Origin of the sequence: Yoonia sp. R78084 (genome assembly GCF_044595625.1) — a bacterium.
Lineage (GTDB): Bacteria > Pseudomonadota > Alphaproteobacteria > Rhodobacterales > Rhodobacteraceae > Yoonia.
Genome location: NZ_CP138993.1, coordinates 2,790,037 through 2,810,526, shown reverse-complemented (window position 1 = coordinate 2,810,526; position 20,490 = coordinate 2,790,037). Strand labels below are relative to the sequence as shown.

The window sequence follows — 20,490 nt, the reverse complement described above, 5'->3', positions numbered from 1 at the left end:
CAAGAAAACTGACATAATTTTGCCTATTGTTGCTGGTATTTGTAATGCTTCTGTTCCTGAGGCTGTTTGGTAGTTCTGTTGCCCCTATCACGAGATGATATCGATTTCGCCGAAACTGACATCGCCATTGTCGGCATGGCTGCGCATTTACCTGGTGCAGATACGGTTGCGGCCTATTGGGACAATCTGAAAAACGGCATCGAATCAATCCGCCATTACAGCAAGGAAGAATTGCTGGCGGCGGGCGAGGCCGCGCATCGCCTGAACCGGCCTGATTACGTGCCTGCTGCGGCCCCGCTGTCAGGCTATCAGGACTTTGACACAGAATTTTTTGGCCTCTCCGCCAAAGAAGCCGCCATCATGGACCCGCAGCACCGCCGTTTCCTTGAGGTGGCGTGGGAGGCCATGGAAAACGCAGGCCATATGCCGGAAAACGCGAAAGGCCCGATTGGTGTTTTTGCGGGCTGCGGCATGGGCAGCTATTTCTATTTCAACATCTGCTCGAACCCGAAACTGGTCGACAATGTGGGGATGTTCCTGCTGCGTCACACCGGCAACGACAAGGATTTCCTCTCCACGCGCCTGAGCCATATTTTTGATCTCAAAGGGCCGAGTGTGAACGTGCAGACTGCCTGTTCCACCTCTTTGGTAGCCACCCATTATGCCACGCAAGCACTGCTCTCGGGTGAATGTGACATGGCACTTGCGGGCGGTGTCACGATCGAACTGCCACAGGACCGCGGGTACATCTACAAAGAGGGCGAGGTGCTGTCGCCTGACGGCCATTGCCACGCTTTTGACCATCGCGCGCAAGGCACGGTTTTCGGGTCTGGTGCGGGTGTGGTTGTGTTGCGCCGCCTGAAAGATGCGATTGCCGACGGTGATCATATCTGGGCTGTCATCAAGGGTTCGGCAATCAACAACGATGGCGCGGCCAAGGCCGGCTATCTTGCCCCATCCGTTGATGGACAGGCCGAGGCAATTGCCGAAGCGCAGATGATTGCCGAAACCCCTGCTGACACCATCGACTATATCGAGTGCCACGGCACAGGCACCTATCTGGGCGACCCGATCGAGGTTGCCGCACTCACGCAGGCCTTTCAGGAAACCACGGACGAGGTGGGGTTTTGCCGGATCGGGTCGGTCAAGACCAACATCGGCCATCTGGATACGGCGGCGGGCGTGGCCAGTCTGATCAAGACCTCGCTTGCGCTGCATCACAAGCAGATCCCTGCATCGCTGGGCTATGAAAAGCCCAATCCTGCGATTGATTTCGAAACCTCGCCTTTTCGCGTGAATGACAGGCTGACCGATTGGGTCAGCCATAAAGGGCCAAGGCGCGCCGGTGTGAATTCGCTGGGTGTGGGCGGGACCAACGCCCATGTCGTGTTACAGGAAGCGCCAGAATTGCCGCCATCAGACGCGTCGGATTGGCCGTTCCAGATCCTCACGGTCTCGGGGCGTAACAAGGCCGCACTTGATGCCAATTGCGCCGCGCTGGCCGCGCACCTGCGCGCAAACCCTGACCAGCCGCTTGCTGACGTGGCATGGACCCTGCAAAAGGGGCGTCGCGCGTTTGAGCGCCGCCGCGTGATTGTAGCCGAAACCCATGAAGACGCGGCAGCCCAGCTTGAAGCAAACGACCCCCGCCGCGCGTTCAGTCATACGGTCGTGGGTGAAGACCCCGATTATGTTTTCATGTTCCCCGGTGGTGGCGCGCAATACGCGGGCATGGCGCGGGACCTTTACGAGACCGAGCCTGTCTTTGCGGAATGGATGGATCAGGGTCTGGCCATCCTGCAACCCAAGCTGGATTACGATATCCGCGCGCTTTGGCTGCCCGAACTAGGGCAGGAAGCCGCCGCTGATGCGAAGCTGACCCAACCTTCCGTGCAATTGCCGCTGATCATGATCGTGGAGTATGCGCTGGCGCAACTTTGGATGAGCTGGGGTGTGCAGCCTGCCGCCCTGACCGGTCATTCGATGGGTGAAAACACCGCCGCCTGTGTCGCCGGTGTCATGTCTTTCGAGGACTGCATCGGACTGGTGCATTTGCGCGGCAAGCTCTTTGATACCGTTCCTGCGGGCGGCATGTTGTCGATTGCACTACCTGCGGATCAGTTGGAACCGCTCCTGGGCGATGATCTGGATTTGGGGGCTGTGAACGCCCCGTCACTCAGCGTCGCCACTGGTCCGCAATCAGCGCTCGATGATCTTGAGGCGCGGCTGAAGGCCAAGGATATCGACTGCCAGCGCATTCCGATTGATATCGCCGCACATTCGCGGATGCTTGACCCGATCCTGAAGGATTTCGGCGATTACCTGCGGTCGATTGAGCTGCATGCCCCGAAGATCCCGTTCACGTCCAATCGCACGGGCGCATTCATCACCGATGAACAGGCGCAGGACCCCGAATATTGGGTCGGCCATTTGCGCGGCACGGTGCGCTTTGCCGATTGCCTGACCACGCTGGCCGAAAAGGACGCGCGCGTCTTTATCGAAGTCGGCCCCGGCAAGGCGATGTCTTCGCTGGCGGGCCAGCACGGCAAGGTGACCGCAAATCAGGTGATTTCGAGCCTGCGTCACCCCAAGGATCACATCGCGGATGATGCGTATTTCATGGCGATGCTGGGCCGTGTCTGGGCCGTGGGCGGCACCTTTGACTGGGGCCAAATCTGGGGCGACGCGCGGCGTTTGCGCGTCCCGCTGCCGACCTACGCGTTCCAGCACGCCGCGTATTTCATCGAACCCGGCACAGTGACCACAGATGAGGCCAGCGAATGGCTGACCCGCAATACACCGCCCGATGAATGGGGCTACCGCCCTGCATGGTTGCCGCGCTATGCGGCCTGCGATGTGGATGTGACCGGTGATCTGTCCGAGGCGGAAAAACAGATATGGCTGGTCTTTGCCGATGATGCGGGCCTGTGCGCCGCCGCCGCTGAAAGGTTGCGCGACGCAGGGCATGACGTGATCACGGTGCGCCCCGGTGATACTTTTGCGCGTGATGGCGAGGGCGGGTATTTCCTTGCCCCTGAACGCGGGCGCGAAGGCTATGATCTGCTGATTGCCGATCTCAACACCCGCGATCTGATCCCGACCCGTATTCTGCACGGCTGGATGATGACGGCGGATGAGAGTTTCCGCCCCGGTTCAAGCTTTTTCCACCGCGTGCAGGAACAGGGGTTCTATAGCCTGTTCTTCCTTGCCCAAGCGATTGGGGGCGAGGATTTGCCTGGCGATATCCACATGACTGTGCTCTCCAACGGCGCCGCCCAGCATAAAGGTGAGGCTCTGCCGCATCCTGAGAAAGCCACGCTTGCAGGGCCTGCACGGGTGATCCCGCGTGAATTTCCGCATCTGACGGTCGCGACGCTTGATCTTGAACTGCCCCAGCCCGAGGCGCGCAAGAAGCGCCGGCTGGCCAAGGCCGATACCGACCGTTTGGTGGGCCATATCCTTGAGGATGCGCTGGCCGATCCGGGCAATGGCACCGCATTGGTGCGTGCGGGTAAACGGTTTGCCCTGACCTATAAACCTGCGGCGCTGACGGATTTGCCTGATGATGGCCCTTTGCCTGTGTTGAAAGACAAAGGTGTCTATCTGATCACCGGTGGTTTTGGTGGCATCGGCCTGACGCTGGCCGAGGCGCTGATCAAACGCTGCGGTGCGCGGATTGCGCTTCTGTCGCGGAGTGCTTTGCCGCCGCGTGATGCATGGGAGACGACGCTGAGAAATACCCCACCAACTGCGTCACTCGCGCGGCGCATCAAGGCGGTGCAGGCGCTTGAGGCGCTGGGCGGTGAGATCCTCTCGGTCGCAGCGGATGTGAGCAACGTCGAGGATATCCGTGAGGCCCGCGCGCAGGTTGAGGCCGCTTTCGGGCCGATCAACGGGGTGATCCATGCCGCTGGCCACATCGACGACGCGCCGATCATGGCCAAGGATGTGACCAGCATCGAAGACGTCTTCGCCCCGAAAATCCACGGCACCCAAGTGCTAGACGAGGTGTTCCCTGACGGCGATCTGGACTGGCTTGTGCTTTTCGCCTCAAGTTCAACTGCGACGGCACCCATCGGGCAGGTCGATTATGTGGCCGCCAACGAATACCTGAACGCCTACGCCAAATCGCGCAGCGGCGGTGCGACAATGGTGCGTGCGATCAACTGGGGTATCTGGGCCGATGTGGGCATGGCTGCGGATGCGATGGAAGAACGCACAGGCGCCGCTGCCCCCGCAGAAGTGACCGATGTCAGCGCACCAATGCTGGATCACGCGACGTTTGACCGTGCGGGCGCGCGTGTCTTTACCGCGACATACACCGTGGCCGACCGCTGGTTTCTGAATGAGCACCGCACCAAGGCGGGTGACGCGCTTGTTCCCGGCACCGGATATCTGGAAATGGCCGCTGAGGCCTTGCAAAGCATGGGTGAAACGGCGGCCTTTGAGATCCGTGACCTCTATTTCCTGCGCCCCTTTGCGGTGGGTGATAGCGGATCGGTGGACCTGCGTCTGACCTTGCCGCGCAGTGAAGCAGGCTATGAGTTTTTGGTCGAAAGCGGCACGGATGGTGCCTTTGCCCAGAACGCACAGGCCAGTTTGCAGATATTACCAATGGGTGCGCCTGCGCCGCTGGATATTGCCGCCATTGCCGCGCGCTGTGCGCCGCCGATTGAAGCGGGTGAACTGGGCTGGATTGCGTCACCGCAAGAGGCGCATTTGAAATTCGGCCCGCGCTGGCGGGTCCTGCAATCCACGGCCCTTGGCGATGATGAGGGGCTTGCCACGCTCGCGCTGCCGCAAGCCGCGGCGGGGGATGCAGAGGCAGGTTATTTGCTGCATCCCGGCATGTTGGATCTGGCCACGGGCTGGGCTATGAAGCTGATCAAAGGCTATACCGCGCAGCACCTTTGGGTGCCGGTGTCCTATCGGTCGGTCAAGGTCTATGCCCCGCTGCCCACACAGGTGGTCAGTTGGGTGCGCAACGCGCGCGACAACACGTCAGACAGCGAAATCGCCAGTTTTGATATCACGCTGGCCGCGCCGGATGGGACGGTCTGTGTCGACATCAACGGCTTTACGATCCGCAAGATGGCCGAGATGACAGGTTTTGGCGCGCAAGAACCCGCCCCCGCAAAGGCGGGGCAGGATGATGTGGTACGACCCTTGTCACCTGCCGAAGAACGGCTGCGCCATAATCTGTCCCAAGGCATCCGCGCAGAGGAAGGTGCGGACCTGTTCCTGCGTGCGCTCATCAGCCCGCACCAGCAGGTGATCCTGTCATCGCTTGATCTGGATGCACTGATTGCGCAGGCGGGCCAGAGCGATGACGATGATGCCGAAGACGGACAGAAATTCTCGCGTCCGCAACTCGATAGTGACTATGTTGCACCTGAAGGTCCGATCGAAGAGCGGCTCGCAGGGTTCTGGCAGGATCTTCTGGGGGTCGATCAGATCGGCGCCGAGGACAGTTTCTTTGATCTTGGCGGGCATTCCCTGATCGCGGTGCGGCTCTTTGCGCAAACCCGCAAAGCATTCGCGGTCGATTTCCCGATCTCGGTTTTGTTCGAGGCCCCGACAATCCGCAAATGTGCGGCGCTGATTGCCGCACGCGGTGTCACCGTAGAGGGCGAGGATGCGCCAGCCGACGCCCCCAAAGCGCCTACGCGGCGCTTTACCCATCTGGTGCCAATGCATCAGGGAGAAGGCGGGCGCAAACCGCCGTTCTTCCTTGTGGCGGGGATGTTCGGTAACGTGTTGAACCTGCGCCATCTGGCCCATCTGATCGGCAGCGACCGTCCGTTCTATGGCTTGCAGGCGCGCGGCCTTCTGGGCGACGAAGAACCGCACCGCACGATTGAAGCCGCTGCCGCCGACTATATTGCCGAGATGCGGCAGGTGCAGCCGCATGGTCCCTATCACTTGGGCGGTTTTTCCGGTGGCGGCATTACGGCCTATGAAATTGCCCACCAGCTGCGCGCGCAGGGTGAAGAGATTGCCGCACTTGTGTTGTTGGACACGCCCTTGCCTGTCCGCCCAATCATGGATCGCGGCGATCGTTTACGCACGAAATTGCAGGATATCCAGCGCGGCGGTCCGATGTATCTGGTGAACTGGTTCAAGTCGCGGGTCGCATGGGAGATCGCGAAACGAAAAGGCCGCGAAGAGACCGCCGAGGAAGGTCAACAATTTCATAATCTGGCGATTCAGGATGCGTTCCTGGAAAGTGTCGGCGCCTATCAGGTCAAACCTTGGGACGGGACGATGGCACTGTTCCGCCCGCCTTTGGTGCCGAAATGGACCGTTGGCGATCGCCTGATCAGTTCCGAGCGCACCTATCTTTATCCTGACAACGACTGGACCAAGTTTGTTCCGGAGTTAGAGGTTTTCGAGGTGCCCGGGGACCATGACAGCATGGTGCTTGAACCCAATGTGCGCGTGCTGGCTGCCCGCATCCGCCGCTATCTTGAACGGCCGGCGGGAGTGGCGACCAATTACAGGGAAGCCGCTGAATAGATGTCTGATCCAAGCATCCTGACAATCGTGCTGAATTATAAGACAGCACAGATGACGCTGGAAGCGGCAGACGCCGCGCGGGTGGCGATGCAGGGTTTGCCGGGCGAGATTGTGATTGTCGATAATGACAGTCAGGACGGATCATTCGAGACGATGGCGGCGCATGTCGTCTCTGCGGGCTGGGACAGGACCCGTGTGATCCAGTCGGGCCGCAACGGCGGCTTTGGCGCGGGCAATAACGTTGGTATTCGTGCGGGGCTGTCGGATGGTGGCAGGCCGGATTACGTCTATATCCTGAACTCGGACGCCTTTCCCAAACCCGATGCGATCCGTGTGCTGTATGACCATCTGAACACGACCCCAAGCACCGGTTTCGCCGGTAGCTTCATCGCCGGTGAAGACGGTCTGCAGCACACCACGACTTTTCGATTCCCCTCGGTATGGAGCGAATTGGAAGGGTCCATCCATTTCGGCCCTGTCAGCAAGGTTTTGAAATCCTATCGGGTGCCCAGAGAGTTGACCGAGACAGCCCCTGTCGATTGGCTGGCCGGTGCCAGCATGATGATCCGGCAGGACGTTCTGGATGAAGTCGGGTTGTTTGACGAGACATTTTTTTTGTATTTCGAGGAAACAGATCTGTGCCGCCGTGTGCAAAAAGCGGGGCATCAGGGCATGTTTCTTGCAGATAGCGTGGTCACACATCTGGGATCGGTTTCAACCGGAATGAAGGAATGGAAGCGCGTGCCGGACTACTGGTTCGATTCGCGCTGGTATTACTTCGCCAAGAATCACGGGCGTGCTTATGCCGCCTGTGCCACGATCCTGCATTTGACGGGCGGCGGCCTGCACTGGCTGCGCTGTAAATTGACCGGCAAAGGCCATGGGGCGGCCCCGCATTTCCTGCGGACCATGGCCGCGCATGATCTTGCCGCAATGTTCAAACCTACGCGCGGGCAGCCTGATCTGCGACCGCAAACCGGAGAAGAGTGACATGTCCACATTTCGCGCGGTCATCATCGGAAACGAATCCCTTGCCATTCAATGTGGCGAGATGCTGCGTGATGCGGGCCATACGCTTGTTGCGGTTGTGACGCGTAACACGGATGTGGCCGCATGGGCGCGGGATGCGGGCCTGCCGGTTGTGTCCTCTGACGATGATCTGGTAGCGGCCCTGTCGGACCTATCTTTTGACTGGCTCTTATCCATCGCCAACCTTGATATGATCCCCGATGCCGTGCTGGCGCTGCCCGCGCGCGGGGCGGCAAATTTCCATGATGGTCCTTTGCCGCGCTATGCGGGCCTGAATGCGCCGGTTTGGGCGCTCTTGGCAGGTGAGGCCGAGTACGGCATCAGCTGGCATTTGATCGAAGGCGGCGTGGATGAAGGCAGGCTGCTGGCGCAAAGCTTTTTTGATGTGGCCCCCGATGAAAACGTTCTGACGCTGAATGCAAAATGCTATGCCGCCGCGATCGACAGTTTCGCCACGGTGATCGACAAGCTGGCCAGTGACGCCCCTGTCGTGACAGCACAAGACCTGACGCAGCGCACCTATTTCGCCAAGAATGACAGGCCAGCCAACGCCGCCCGTCTGGATTTCACCCAAACTGCGCGCAAGATCACGACGCTGGTGCATGCGCTGGACCACGGTGACTATTGGAACCCGCTGACCTGCCCCAAGATCGCGACGGACGCTGGGGTGTTTCTTGTGGCGAAAGCGGCTGCTGAAAAAACTGCGTCTGATGCGGCACCCGGCTCGGTGATTGCCGTGGGCGATGACAGTCTCACCGTTGCAACTGCCACCGCGCCTGTCACCCTGCGGGGGTTGCGCGATGCGGTGGGGCGCGCTGTCGCTGTCGCAGATGTTGCGCAAGTTGGCGATGTGCTGCCAAAGCTGACACCCGAAGAAGGCGCGGCGCTGACCGCAGCGCTCAAAGACACACTGAAACACGAGGGGACATGGCGCAAAACGCTTGCGGCGATGACCCCTGCCAACCTGCCGCTGATCGACATGGGCGCGGGTGAAGGCGAGGTTATCAGCCTGCCGTTGACGGGTGATGCCGCTGATTTGGCCCGCGCGCTTGGGGCGTTGGGGGCCGCGTTGTCCGATGAATCTGTCACGCTGGCGCTGGGCGTAGCCCATGAACATCCCGGTTATCTGAACGACTGGGTGCCCGTTGGAGCAGGGGATGACATGGGTGCGGCGGCGGCCCGTGGCCCTTTTGCCGCCGATCTTTGCGCCCGTATTCCCGGCGGTGTCGCGATGCCTGCCTTGGGGCTGTCGTCACAAGGCCACATCAACGGGACCGCCCTGACAGTGGCGGGGAACATGCTCTACGCCGATAGGGGCAAGTTGAGCGCGGCAACCGCCCGACTGATGGCTGCGCGCCTTGATCATATGGCAGCCCAGATCGCCAAGGGCGCGGCCCCGGCGATCCTTTCCGAGGCAGAGCGGCAGACCGTTCTTTATGACTGGAACGCGACCGCCACGGACTACCCTGCCGACCTGTGCATCCATCAGGCGTTCGAGGCGCAGGTCGCCCGCACCCCTGATGCCGAGGCACTGGCCTTTGAGGGCGAAAGCCTGACCTATGCGGAACTGAACACCCGCGCCAATGCGCTGGCTCATGTGCTGCGCGCAAAGGGCGTTGGCCCTGACGCGATTGTCGGTCTACACCTGCGGCGCTCGTCGGCGCTTTTGATCGGGGCCTTGGCGATCATGAAAGCGGGCGGTGCCTATCTGCCGATGGACCCTGCCTATCCCGCCGACCGGACAGCCCATTTTATCGCAGACAGCGGCACGAAGGTGATCGTCACCGACAGCGCCCTTGCCGCCGATCTACCGCCCTCCGATGCTGAAACGGTGCTGGTTGATGCCTTTCCCGCAGGGACCGAGACGGGCAATCCTGACAGCGGCGTCACCGGCGCGCATCTGGCCTATATGATCTATACCTCAGGCTCGACCGGTAAGCCGAAAGGCGTGATGGTCGAACACCGCAATGTCGCGAATTTCTTTACCGGCATGGACGACCGCATTGCGCATGATCCGCCCGGTGTGTGGATGGCGGTCACATCACTGTCGTTTGATATTTCGGTGCTGGAGCTGTTCTGGACCCTCGCGCGGGGGTTCAAGCTTGTAATCTCGGGCGACGAAAGCCGTGCACTGGTCGCAGGTGAAGGCAGCACGCCGGGTGTCGGCATGGACTTCAGCCTGTTTTACTGGGGCAATGATGACGGGATCGGGCGCGATAAATACCGCTCACTGTTGGAAGGCGCGCAGTTCGCTGACGATAGCGGGTTCTGCGCTGTCTGGACGCCCGAGCGGCATTTCCACGCTTTTGGTGGGCCTTACCCGAACCCGTCTGTGACGGGTGCCGCCGTTGCTGCCGTGACCAAGAATTTAGCGGTGCGTGCGGGGTCTTGCGTGGCGCCTCTGCATCACACGGCACGGATCGCCGAAGAATGGGCGGTGATTGATAACCTCACAAACGGGCGGACGGGGCTTGCCATTGCCTCTGGCTGGCAGCCCGATGATTTTGTGCTGCGGCCCGAAAACACGCCACCCAAGAACAAACCCGCGATGTTTGATGCGATCCGCGATTTGCGCAAACTCTGGGCTGGTGAAGCCGTGGAATTCCCGCGTGCGAACGGCGAGATGCACGGTGTCGTCACGCAGCCGCGCCCTGTTTCAAAGAAACTGAACGTGTGGGTCACGACCGCAGGCAACCCCGAGACGTGGAAAGAGGCGGGGACCAACGGTTGCAACGTGCTCACCCACCTTCTGGGGCAGAGCGTGGGCGAAGTGGCCGAAAAGATCGTGATCTATCATGATGCCTTGCGCGCGGCGGGCCACAACCCCGACGATTTTTCCGTCACCCTGATGCTGCACAGCTTCCTGTCAGACACCCGCGACCACGCCCGCGAAATCGCCCGTGAGCCGATGAAGGACTACCTGCGCGCTGCCGCTGGTCTGATCAAGCAATATGCGTGGGCCTTTCCCGCGTTCAAAAAGCCCAAAGGCGTCGAAAACCCGATGCAGATTGATCTTGGCTCGCTCGACGAGGACGAGATGGACGGCATTCTGGAATTCGCCTTCGAGCGCTATTTCAACGACAGCGGGCTGTTCGGCACGGTCGAGGATGCCATTAAACGCGTCAAAGAGGTCAAGGCCATTGGCGTGACCGAGGTTGCCTGCCTGATTGATTACGGTATTGACGTTGATCATGTGCTGGAGGGACTGAAGCCGCTGGCAAAGGTCGTGGCGGCCAGCAATCAGCAGGTCGCACAGGGTGATTATTCCATCGCGGCCCAGATCGCCCGCCATAAAGTCACCCATCTGCAATGCACCCCGTCCATGGCGCAAATGCTGACGATGAACGACGAGGCGCGCGCAGCCCTGTCGGGGATCAAACACATGATGGTCGGGGGCGAGGCCCTGCCGAGTGCGCTGGCCGATGAGCTGCGCCAGATCACAGGCGGGCATGTCGAAAACATGTATGGGCCGACAGAAACGACGATCTGGTCTACCACCCAGACCGCAGAGGCCGGACAGGGTGTCGTGCCTATTGGAACCCCGATCGCCAATACACAGGTCTATGTGCTGGATGAAGCCATGCAGCCGGTTCCTGTTGGTGTGCTGGGCGAGCTTTATATCGGCGGCGCAGGTGTGACGCGGGGCTATTTCCAGCGGAATGAACTGACTGCCGAACGGTTTCTGCCCAACCCCTTTGCTGATGGGCGCATGTATCGCACCGGTGATCTGGCGCGCTGGCGGCCTGATGGGCGGCTTGATTTTCTGGGGCGCGCTGATTTTCAGGTCAAACTGCGCGGGTACCGCGTTGAACTGGGCGAAATCGAAAGCGTGATCGACCGGCATGAGACGGTTCAGCAATCCGTGGTCGTGGCGCGTGAGGACACGCCCGGGGTGGTGCAACTGGTCGGGTATCTGTTGGCCGATGGCAAGGTGGACGAGGCCGCGCTGCGCAAGGAGATGCTGCAATCCCTGCCGGACTATATGGTGCCGCGCCATTTTGTTACGCTGGATGCCTTTCCTTTGACGCCCAACAAGAAGATCGACCGCAAGGCGTTGCCGGCGCCCACCCTTGGGCAGGCCCCCGCTGCACCTGCGCCGGTCGCGGCACCTGCGGCGTCTCCGGCCCCCGTTGATTTGGGATCAGAGGCCGAGATCAGCGACAGGATCGCCGCGATCTGGTCTGCGACACTTGGTGTGCCGCAAATCGGGGCGAAAGACAGCTTCTTTGATCTTGGTGGTCATTCCTTGCTGGCCGTGCAGGTTCACCGTGAAATTCGCGCGTCGATGGGTGTGCAGAAACTGTCGATCACCGATATTTTCCGCGCACCGACATTGGGTGCGTTGGCAAAGATCGTCGCACAAAAGGTCGGCGCAAAGCCCGCACCATCGCAACCCGCTGCCGAAACGCCGCCGCCAGAAGCCGCACCCGCAGCAGCGCAATCCACAGGTGACCCCCTCCAAGACGCGATGGCCCGCCGCCGTGAAATGCGTGAGCGCAGGCGCAATCGCTGATGGAAGGCGTAAGGGCGGCTCTGCGGCAAATGCTTGGCCCCCATGCCGGGATCGGTGTAACTGATCCGGCCCAAGACGCCGCGCTTTGGGATGAAGAGGCCGCCGCAGTCGCCCGCGCCGTCCCGAAACGCCGCACCGAATTTGCCGCAGGGCGCAGTGCCGCGCGTGTTGCAATGGCCGAGATCGGGTTTGCGCCCGCCGCGATCCCGCAGGGCCCTGATCGCGCACCCATCTGGCCATCTGGGGTGTCAGGGTCGATCGCCCATTGCGACGCTTGTTGCGTATCCGTTGTCGCCCTGAAGGAAGAGCATCAAACGCTTGGCGTCGATATTGAACCGGCTACGCCACTCACCCCTGATCTGTTCGCGGTCATCTGTACCCCGGCAGAGCGCGCGTGGCTTGCGGGTGAACCTGATCCGGGCCTTGCCGCAAAGATGATCTTCAGTGCCAAAGAAGCTGTTTATAAGGCCCAATACCCGCTGACCGGCAAGGTCATCGGGTTTGACGCGGTGACGCTTAATATGACCGACGGCGCCTTTCGTGTTGTTGGTGATCCCACCCTTGCAAACATGAAAGGTGCGATCTTGATCGAAGGCGGTCTGATCCTATCTGTTGCCTATGTTTAAACGTATCGCGTTATTTGTTATTGCACCCGCCCTCGCTGTCTTGGCCGCACTTGGCCTCTATGCGCGCGATCCTGCGCCACTTGATAAAGACACCTTTGAAGCGCTCTACGCAGAACCCGCCCCAAAGCCTGATGGCCCGCGGCAGGTCTTTCACATCGGCCATAGTCTTGTGGGGCGGGATATGCCTGCGATGCTCGCACAGTTGGCGGGAGAGGGGCATGACTATGCCAGCCAGTTGGGATGGGGCGCGACGCTGAAATCGCATTGGGAACCGGATGTTGCGATCAACGGTTTCGCCGAGGAGAACGTGCATGAAAAATACCGTGACGCACATGAAGCGGTAGAGTCCGGTGATTATGATGCGCTTGTTTTGACAGAGATGGTCGAGATCAAGGATGCGATCAGGTATTTTGACAGCCCAACCTATATTTATCGCTGGACCGACAAGGCCCAGGCCCGCGGTCTGCCAGTCTATCTCTATGAGACATGGCACCAGTTGAATGATGAGACCGGTTGGCTGACACGTCTTGATCAGGATTTGGGTCTATACTGGGAAGATGCCATTCTGCGACCGGCACTTGCACGGGCCGAGACCCCGCAACCGGTGTACCTGATCCCCGGTGGTCAGGTCATGGCCGCTTTCGCGCGCGCCTTGGAAGCACAGGGACCGGTGGGGCCTTTGGCCAGCCATGAAGATCTGTTCAGCGATGACATCCACTTCAACGACTATGGCGCCTATCTGATGGCGCTGACGCATTATGCGGTGCTCTATCAGCAAAGCCCTGTCGGGCTGCCGCACCAGCTTTTGCGCGCAGATGGAACAGCTGCCGATGATCCGGGCGCAGAGGCCGCGCGTCTGATGCAAAACGTCGTCTGGGATGTCGTGACATCCCTGCCCCGCACGGGGGTGCGAAGCTGACCTGATCTATTTATATTCGATCAGCACCATGTCCTTGTTGCGAAACCGTCGCCAGAAATAAGTCAGCATGCCGATGACATTGGGCACTTTGGACAGGCTGAGGAAAACAGCCTGATGGCGGGCCTTCTCCGGAGCCAAACCTTCGGCTTGCAAGCCGCGGACGGTGCGGACGTAGGACAAAAGATAGAGCAAGACGACCGGCACCAGCAGCCACGGTGCAAAGATGAAACCCACACCCGCAACAAGCGGAAGAATCGCGCCGAAGACCAAAATGCGGATGCGGGTGCGCCGTGCATATTCAGGGTGCAACCTGCTCACTTGGGTAAAGGCGTGCCCCGCGCGCACCGCCCTCTGCCACCACTGTCCAAAGCGCATCATATCCGCATCGTGTTTCGTCATCTTCTCAGGCAGACGATGCAACCGCCATCCTGCTTTACCGACACGGATGCAGAACTCTTCATCCTCTCCGGCAATGATTCCGGGGTTGAAACCGTTGACCTCAAGAAAGACGGCCGAACGGACGAGCATATCACCACCGCAAACGTCAATATCACCGGCGGGCCTGTGCCATTCGAAGTCGGCCAGTCCGTTGTAGACGCTGGCATCGGGGTATAACTCTGAACGCCAACCGGTGACGATGCCCATGTCATCATGTGCGGCAAGTGCGGCAAGTCCGCGCGCGATCCAGCCCGGCTCGACCATGCAATCACCGTCAATGAACTGGACAAATTCCGGCACGGGATCGAGGGCCGCAAAACCCGCGTTACGGGCCCTTGCGGCGGTGAAAGGCACGCTGAGGTCCAGCTCGACCACCTGCGCGCCCGCGTCGCGTGCGGCCTGCAGGCTGTTATCGGTTGACCCGCTATCCACATAAACGATGCGCGGCACGACCCCTTGCAGCGATGCAAGGCTGGCCACCAGGCGCGCACCCTCGTTGCGCCCAATCACGACCACGGCAATGTCGGCTGTGTCTGTCATGCGCTGTGCGTTCCGGTGGTTTGCGAAAGTGGTGTCATCGGTGTCTCCATGCCCGCGCAATCTGGCGATAGTAGGGCACCTTAGCCGTCAGGGAAAAACCTGCGCAGCTTTGCTGCATTCTGTGTCTGATCATGGACTTTTGCAACGCGCGCACGGCCTGTCGCGCCCATTGCTGCCAATGTCGCCGTATCCGCCGAGAGCGCATGCGCCACCGCGGCTTGCAGGGCTTGCACATCGCCTGCTTTGACGATCCAGCCGACTTCTGCATCCACCAGTTCGGGAATTCCCGTGATCCGCGTGGTCACAACCGCACGACCCATTGCGAGGCTTTCCATCAAGACGATGGGCAGGCCTTCGGCGAAACTGGGCAAGGCAAAGATGCGCGCGCCCTGAATTGCGGCGCGGACTTCATCACCGGTGCCCCAACCGGCCAGTGTCACGTGGTTCTCGAGGCCCAATTCTGCAACGCGTTTTTCGATGGATGCGCGGTCTTCACCATCGCCGATAAAGACCAGTTCGAGGGTCGGAAAGTCTTTGACCAGAGGCGCCACCGCTTCGACCAGCAGGGCCTGCGCTTTTGCCGGACACAGGCGGCCGACGCAGACAATCCGTGCGTTTTCCGGCGGCGGGGTCAGTTCGAATTCGTCCAGATCAATCCCGCAGCGCACAACATGGACTTTGTCCGCACCGGTCCCGCCCGTCGCTGTCAGGATCACATCGCGCGCGTAATCGGTGATCGCGGCGACAAAGGCGGCATGTGCCACTTTCATCGGCAGGCCATTGGCAGCCGGATCGTCGAATTCATCAGGGCCGTGGGCCGTGAAACTGTAGCTGGGGCCGCCCATCCGGCGCGCAAGCAAGGCCACCGCCGCCGAATTGGTCGAGAAATGCGCATGCACGTGATGGATATTTTTCGCTTTGGCGGCCTGCTTGAAAAACACAGCCTCGACCAGATAGGCCACGTTCCGGAGACCTGTACTGCCTGGCCGTGTGGCCAGATGCAGCATTGTCTTTGCCGCGCGGACAAAACCGATCGGGTTGGTAACGATCTCGGACACGGTCCGCCCCGCCAGCGCCAAGGCCCCCTGTTTGAGGATATAGGTCGTCTTGCCAACCTCGTCGCGGTCGCGCGGATCGACGGGGACTTCCGCCCAATCGCGGATCGCAAAGCGGGTGACAGGCACGCCAGCCGCCTCATGCGCGTGGATTTCGCGCCGCACAAAGGTGGTCGACGTGATCGGGTAGGTGTTCATCAGATAGGCAAGGCCCATGTCAGAGCAGCCCTCGCAGATAGGCCCCGTATTCTGTCTTGGCATAGCGATCTGCCAGCGCGATCAGTTCCGCATCAGTGATCCAGCCAGCGCCATAGGCAATTTCTTCGGGGCATCCGGTTTGCATCCCTTGCCGGCTTTGCAGGGTGCGCACGAAATTGGCAGCGTCCAGCAGGCTGCCATGGGTGCCGGTATCAAGCCACGCATAGCCGCGCCCCATGGTCTCGACCTTGAGCGCACCCTCGGTCAGATAGCTTTCCAGCAAGCTGACGATTTCCAGCTCTCCACGTGTGCTGGGCTTGATGGCGCGTGCGCGTTCGGGTGCGGTGCCATCTAGGAAATACAGCCCTGTCACCGCGTAGTTGGAAGGCGGCACATCCGGCTTTTCGATAATCCGTGTAACACGGCCGGTTTCATCCATCCCCACCACGCCGTATCGTTGGGGATCGGCCACGCGGTAGCCAAAGACCGTGCCACCTTCCGTCTGCGCATCTGCGCTAGAGAGCAGTTCCGGCAGGCCGTGTCCGAAGAAAATGTTATCCCCCAGCACCATGGCCGAGTGCGCGCCATCCAGGAAATCCTCGGCGATCAGATAGGCCTGTGCCAGACCATCGGGGCTTTCCTGCACAAGCCATGTGATCTGTAGGCCCCATTGCGCGCCGTCGCCCAGCAGGTTCTGGAACTGCGCCTGATCCTGCGGGGTCGTGATGATCCCGATTTCGCGGATACCGGTCAGCATCAAGACTGACAGCGGGTAATAGATCATCGGCTTGTCGTAGATCGGCATAAGCTGTTTCGACAGCCCTTGGGTGATCGGCCAAAGCCGCGAACCGGTGCCACCTGCGAGGATTAGTCCTTTACGTGTGCTCATAACATTGTCCTACGCGATAAGGTCTGTTGCGTCAGCATTTTTGCAAGTGCGCTGCGCCAATCAGGGCGCGCGATGCCAAAGGTCGCTTCGGTGCTGGTGCAATCCAGCCGTGAATTGGCGGGGCGTTTGGCGGGGGTCGGATAGTCTGCGGTCGTGATATCGGCGACAGTCACGTCGCGGCCGGCGATGTCAAAGATCGCGCGTGCGAAATCGGCCCATGATACATCGGGTGCGCCGCTGAAATGGTAGGTGCCGCTGGCCCCCTGTCCTGCGGCCAAGGTCTTGGCGATGGTCAAACAGGCGGCGGCGATGGCATCGGCGGGTGTCGGGCCGCCGATCTGGTCGGCCACGACGGTTAGCGCATTGCGCGTCTCTGACAGCCGCAGCATGGTGGTGACGAAATTCTTGCCGTTCGCGTCAAAGACCCACGCCGTGCGCAGAATCGCGAAGGTGCCGCCAGCGCCCGTCACACCCTCTTCGCCCGTCAGCTTGGTCCGCCCGTAAGCACCAAGCGGGCCGGTCGGGTCTGTGGGTCGCCACGCAGCACCTGCGCTGCCGTCAAAGACATAGTCGGTCGAGATATGCACGAAGGGGATATTCTTGGTGGCACAGGCCTGCGCCATTGCGGTGGGGGCGTCAGCGTTGACGATCCGGGCTGTCGCTTCGTCGGTTTCGGCGGCGTCCACGGCGGTATAGGCGGCGGCGTTGATGACTGCATCCGCATCACTGGCGGCAATCATCGCGGCACAGGCGGCGGGGTTGGTCAGGTCGGCAGCATCGCGCCCGAGCGCGGTGATCTCGACCTCCGCAGCAGGGCCCTCGGCGATCAGCGCGCGGGCAACTTGGCCGGTTCTGCCGAAAACCAATACCTTCATGCCTTGCCCAATCGCGCACCAACACCGTCGCGATCCAGAAGCGGCTGCCACCAGTCAGAGTTATCAAGATACCATGCGACAGTTCTGGCAAGGCCTTCTTCCAGCGTGACCGAGGGCCGCCAGCCGAGTTCCGTGCGGATGCGGGTCGGGTCAATCGCATAGCGCAGGTCATGGCCCGGGCGGTCTGTGACATAGGTGATCAGATCGGCATGAGGGGCGGCCTCGGGGCGGTGTTGGTCGAGCAGGGCGCAAATCTTCGTCACAAGATCAATGTTCCGCGCCTCGTTCTCGCCCCCGATGTTATAGCTGCGGCCCAACTGCCCGCGCGCGAGGACAGTCAGCAAGGCATCTGCGTGATCTTCGACATAAAGCCAGTCGCGCACGTTTTCGCCTTTGCCATACACCGGGATCGGTTTGCCGTGCAGCGCGTTCAGGATCACGACAGGGATGAGCTTTTCGGGGAAATGATAGGGGCCGTAATTGTTGGAACAATTGGTCAGGACAACAGGCAGGCCATAAGTTTCTGCCCAAGCGCGCACCAGATGGTCGCTGGCGGCTTTGGAAGCGGAATAGGGGCTGCGCGGATCGTAGGGTGTCTCTTCGGTGAATTGCCCGTCGGCACCAAGCGAGCCGTAAACCTCATCCGTAGAGATGTGGTGAAAGCGGAATGTATCGGGTCTGCCTTCTGCGTCCCAATAGCTGCGCGCGGCCTCAAGCAGGGTGTAGGTGCCGGTAATGTTGGTCTGGATAAAGGCGCCAGGCCCGTCGATCGACCGGTCAACGTGGGATTCCGCAGCAAGATGCATGATCGCGTCGGGGCGGTGCCGGGCCAGAATATTGTCCACCGCCGCACGGTCACAGATATCGGCCTGTTCGAACGCATAAAGCGGGCTGTCCGCGACACTGGCGACATTGGCCAGACAAGCGGCATAGGTCAGCGCATCCAGATTGACAACGCTATGCCCCTGCGCGACCGCCTGCCGCACAACGGCGGACCCAATAAAACCTGCGCCACCGGTGACAAGAATTTTCATGTCGCATCCATATAGGTGAAAGGTGATGAAAAACCGTGTAGGGAGCTTTTGGCAATGAACCTGTGATTTCTCTTCACTTTGGAAAGCTCTTTGCTAATCCAAGGGACAAAGTGTGGTGAGCTCTAATGAACATCAACGAAGACATTCAAAATGACGCCATGCAATACACGCACAAATTTCGACTGTGCAAACGTCGGGAGGAGTGAACTCTATGGCGTCAGTCAGCCCAATTTGAATTACTGAATGCATAGATCACCTTCTACTTAATATATGCCAAGTCCGACCATGTTTTACGGGATAGGCAGTCCAAAATCCATCCTCATGTTTAGGGATACGTTGCCAATGATCAGTTGTCCGTTTGTGAGGAATGCCAGGCCGGAAAAAGACTGATTTATGACCAGACCCTGTTTGACCAATATGAAAGTAATGACCGCAGAGAAAACGTTTGGTTGACGGGGGCGTCACCATTTGTAGCCGCGTCGCGGCCATCGTTTCTGTCTAGCTGCACGCTTAGCTTGGCGCCAATTGTTGGCTATCTGATGAGTGGTCAAATGCGCTATCGGGGTGAATTCAGTATCTCAGCAAATGTTCAATCACTCTGTCCTGCGTAGGTATATCCAGATCAGGATAAAGTGGCAGGCAGAGAATCTGAGATGCAATCTTGCGGGCAACCGGCAAACCGGCCGGGTTAGCAGAAGCCAGGCTCTTATAGGGCTCCATATCCGAGATGAGCGGGTAGAAGTATTTGCGCGTGAAGATGTTCTCTTCCTCAAGTCTGCTGTGTAGCTCATCGCGACTTACGTGAAAATCGGAACCGACAAGAATCGGAAATGCATAGTGGTTGTGACCCACGATGCCGGTTGGACTTGGACAACTCAGCCGTCGGATGTTGCTTAGTTGCTCCATATACCGTTGCGCAACACACGCTCGATCAGCAAGCACTTCGTCGATTCTGCAAAGCTGAGCCAGCCCGATCGCCGCAGAAAATTCATTCATCTTGGCGTTCATGCCAATCGCATTGGCCGCACCCGTGGCGTCAAAGCCGAAATTGGCCAACCGATCTATGGCTAGCTTTGTCTCGCGATCTCGTACGATGACCGCGCCCCCTTCAAATGTATTGAAGACCTTTGTTGCGTGAAAACTCAGTACCGACATTTCGCCATGTCGCAGAATAGACTGTCCGTTGCGATGCACACCGAAAGCATGCGCGGCATCATAGAGTACCTTCAGACCATGACGATGGGCTACCTCAGCAAGCCCGTCAGTATCACACGGCACGCCAAAAGTATGAACCGGCAGAAGCGCCTTGGTCTGTGGCGTTATCAAGGCTTCTATTTTCGTAGGGTCGAGGTTCAAAGTTATTGGGTCGATGTCCGCAAAGACAGGCGTTGCTCCCGCCAGCTTAATTGCATGAGACGTTGCTACAAACGAAAACGGTGTTGTAATCACCTCTCCAGAGGTTATCCCGGCTTGCTGCATTGCGAGAACGGTGCCTAATGTAGCATTCGCCACAAGCGAGATATGCTCTACGCCCAGATAATCTGACAACGCGCTTTCAAACCTCTGCAACACAGGGCCATTGTTTGTGAGGATCCGTCGGTCCCATATCTCTTCGAGCAGGGGAATTATATCTGCCAGAGCGGGGAGGTTCGAACGCGTTACATAGACGGGTTGTTTCTTCATCTAGCTATCTTCATCAATAACCATCGCAGGTCAAAAAATATTATCGTCAGCAGGTAGACAAATTGCGGAGCACCGCAACCTCGGCCAGGTATTTTCGCCAACGGGGTCCTAGGTCGAATTTCTGCACAAGTGCGCCACGGGCAAATCATGCGCAGTAAACCAAACTGGAGCGGGT

The 20,490-nt window shown here is 59.6% G+C and carries 11 protein-coding genes; 5 read left to right on the top strand and 6 right to left on the bottom strand.

Annotation, left to right across the window (positions count from 1 at the left end):
* The first annotated feature begins 75 nt into the window (after positions 1–75).
* Genes SJY29_RS14105 through SJY29_RS14085 form a run of 5 tightly spaced genes read left to right on the top strand, consistent with a single transcriptional unit; the run spans position 76 to position 13,603 of the window.
* Positions 76–6,516 (top strand): type I polyketide synthase, encoded by a 6,441-nt coding sequence (locus SJY29_RS14105; protein ID WP_400088940.1) that lies wholly within the window; start codon positions 76–78, stop codon positions 6,514–6,516.
* Positions 6,517–7,506 carry a glycosyltransferase family 2 protein gene (locus SJY29_RS14100; protein ID WP_400083934.1) on the top strand — a complete coding sequence of 330 codons (990 nt, stop codon included), beginning with the start codon at positions 6,517–6,519 and terminating at the stop codon, positions 7,504–7,506. It abuts the gene before it with no gap.
* Between the two features lies 1 nt (position 7,507).
* Positions 7,508–12,058, top strand: coding sequence for a MupA/Atu3671 family FMN-dependent luciferase-like monooxygenase (locus tag SJY29_RS14095; protein ID WP_400083933.1), 4,551 nt, complete (start codon positions 7,508–7,510; stop codon positions 12,056–12,058).
* A complete protein-coding gene (locus SJY29_RS14090; protein WP_400083931.1) occupies positions 12,058–12,684 on the top strand; it encodes a 4'-phosphopantetheinyl transferase in 627 nt (208 codons plus the stop codon). Before SJY29_RS14095 ends, SJY29_RS14090 begins: the two co-directional genes overlap by 1 nt.
* Positions 12,677–13,603, top strand: coding sequence for a hypothetical protein (locus tag SJY29_RS14085; protein WP_400083929.1), 927 nt, complete (start codon positions 12,677–12,679; stop codon positions 13,601–13,603). Before SJY29_RS14090 ends, SJY29_RS14085 begins: the two co-directional genes overlap by 8 nt.
* Before the next feature lie 6 nt (positions 13,604–13,609).
* Here SJY29_RS14085 and SJY29_RS14080 read toward each other — a convergent pair whose 3' ends face one another.
* The 6 genes from SJY29_RS14080 to SJY29_RS14055 form a co-directional block, all read right to left on the bottom strand.
* Positions 13,610–14,581: a glycosyltransferase gene (locus SJY29_RS14080; RefSeq protein WP_400083928.1), complete on the bottom strand. Its 972-nt coding sequence runs from the start codon at positions 14,579–14,581 to the stop codon at positions 13,610–13,612.
* A gap of 80 nt (positions 14,582–14,661) precedes the next feature.
* On the bottom strand, positions 14,662–15,852 hold the full coding sequence (locus SJY29_RS14075; protein WP_400083926.1) for a glycosyltransferase family 4 protein: 1,191 nt from the start codon (positions 15,850–15,852) through the stop codon (positions 14,662–14,664).
* Between the two features lies 1 nt (position 15,853).
* The gene (gene rfbA / locus SJY29_RS14070) at positions 15,854–16,723 is read right to left on the bottom strand and encodes a glucose-1-phosphate thymidylyltransferase RfbA (protein ID WP_400083924.1); all 870 of its coding nucleotides are present in this window, start codon (positions 16,721–16,723) and stop codon (positions 15,854–15,856) included.
* Complete coding sequence (gene rfbD, locus SJY29_RS14065; protein WP_400083922.1) at positions 16,720–17,598, bottom strand: dTDP-4-dehydrorhamnose reductase; 879 nt, start codon at positions 17,596–17,598, stop codon at positions 16,720–16,722. The genes rfbA and rfbD overlap by 4 nt, the downstream gene beginning before the upstream one ends.
* Complete coding sequence (rfbB, locus tag SJY29_RS14060; RefSeq protein ID WP_400083920.1) at positions 17,595–18,632, bottom strand: dTDP-glucose 4,6-dehydratase; 1,038 nt, start codon at positions 18,630–18,632, stop codon at positions 17,595–17,597. Before rfbB ends, rfbD begins: the two co-directional genes overlap by 4 nt.
* A 570-nt stretch (positions 18,633–19,202) precedes the next feature.
* Positions 19,203–20,315 carry a DegT/DnrJ/EryC1/StrS family aminotransferase gene (locus tag SJY29_RS14055; protein WP_400083918.1) on the bottom strand — a complete coding sequence of 371 codons (1,113 nt, stop codon included), beginning with the start codon at positions 20,313–20,315 and terminating at the stop codon, positions 19,203–19,205.
* Between the last annotated feature and the right edge of the window lie 175 nt (positions 20,316–20,490).

Excerpts from the sequence above, each read along its gene's own strand:
- SJY29_RS14100 (WP_400083934.1), top strand. The coding sequence starts at position 6,517 with ATGTCTGATCCAAGCATCCTGACAATCGTGCTGAATTATAAGACAGCA.
- SJY29_RS14095 (WP_400083933.1), top strand. The coding sequence starts at position 7,508 with ATGTCCACATTTCGCGCGGTCATCATCGGAAACGAATCCCTTGCCATT.
- SJY29_RS14090 (WP_400083931.1), top strand. The coding sequence starts at position 12,058 with ATGGAAGGCGTAAGGGCGGCTCTGCGGCAAATGCTTGGCCCCCATGCC.
- SJY29_RS14085 (WP_400083929.1), top strand. The coding sequence starts at position 12,677 with ATGTTTAAACGTATCGCGTTATTTGTTATTGCACCCGCCCTCGCTGTC.
- SJY29_RS14080 (WP_400083928.1), bottom strand. The coding sequence starts at position 14,581 with ATGACAGACACAGCCGACATTGCCGTGGTCGTGATTGGGCGCAACGAG.
- SJY29_RS14075 (WP_400083926.1), bottom strand. The coding sequence starts at position 15,852 with ATGGGCCTTGCCTATCTGATGAACACCTACCCGATCACGTCGACCACC.
- rfbA (WP_400083924.1), bottom strand. The coding sequence starts at position 16,723 with ATGAGCACACGTAAAGGACTAATCCTCGCAGGTGGCACCGGTTCGCGG.
- rfbD (WP_400083922.1), bottom strand. The coding sequence starts at position 17,598 with ATGAAGGTATTGGTTTTCGGCAGAACCGGCCAAGTTGCCCGCGCGCTG.
- rfbB (WP_400083920.1), bottom strand. The coding sequence starts at position 18,632 with ATGAAAATTCTTGTCACCGGTGGCGCAGGTTTTATTGGGTCCGCCGTT.
- SJY29_RS14055 (WP_400083918.1), bottom strand. The coding sequence starts at position 20,315 with ATGAAGAAACAACCCGTCTATGTAACGCGTTCGAACCTCCCCGCTCTG.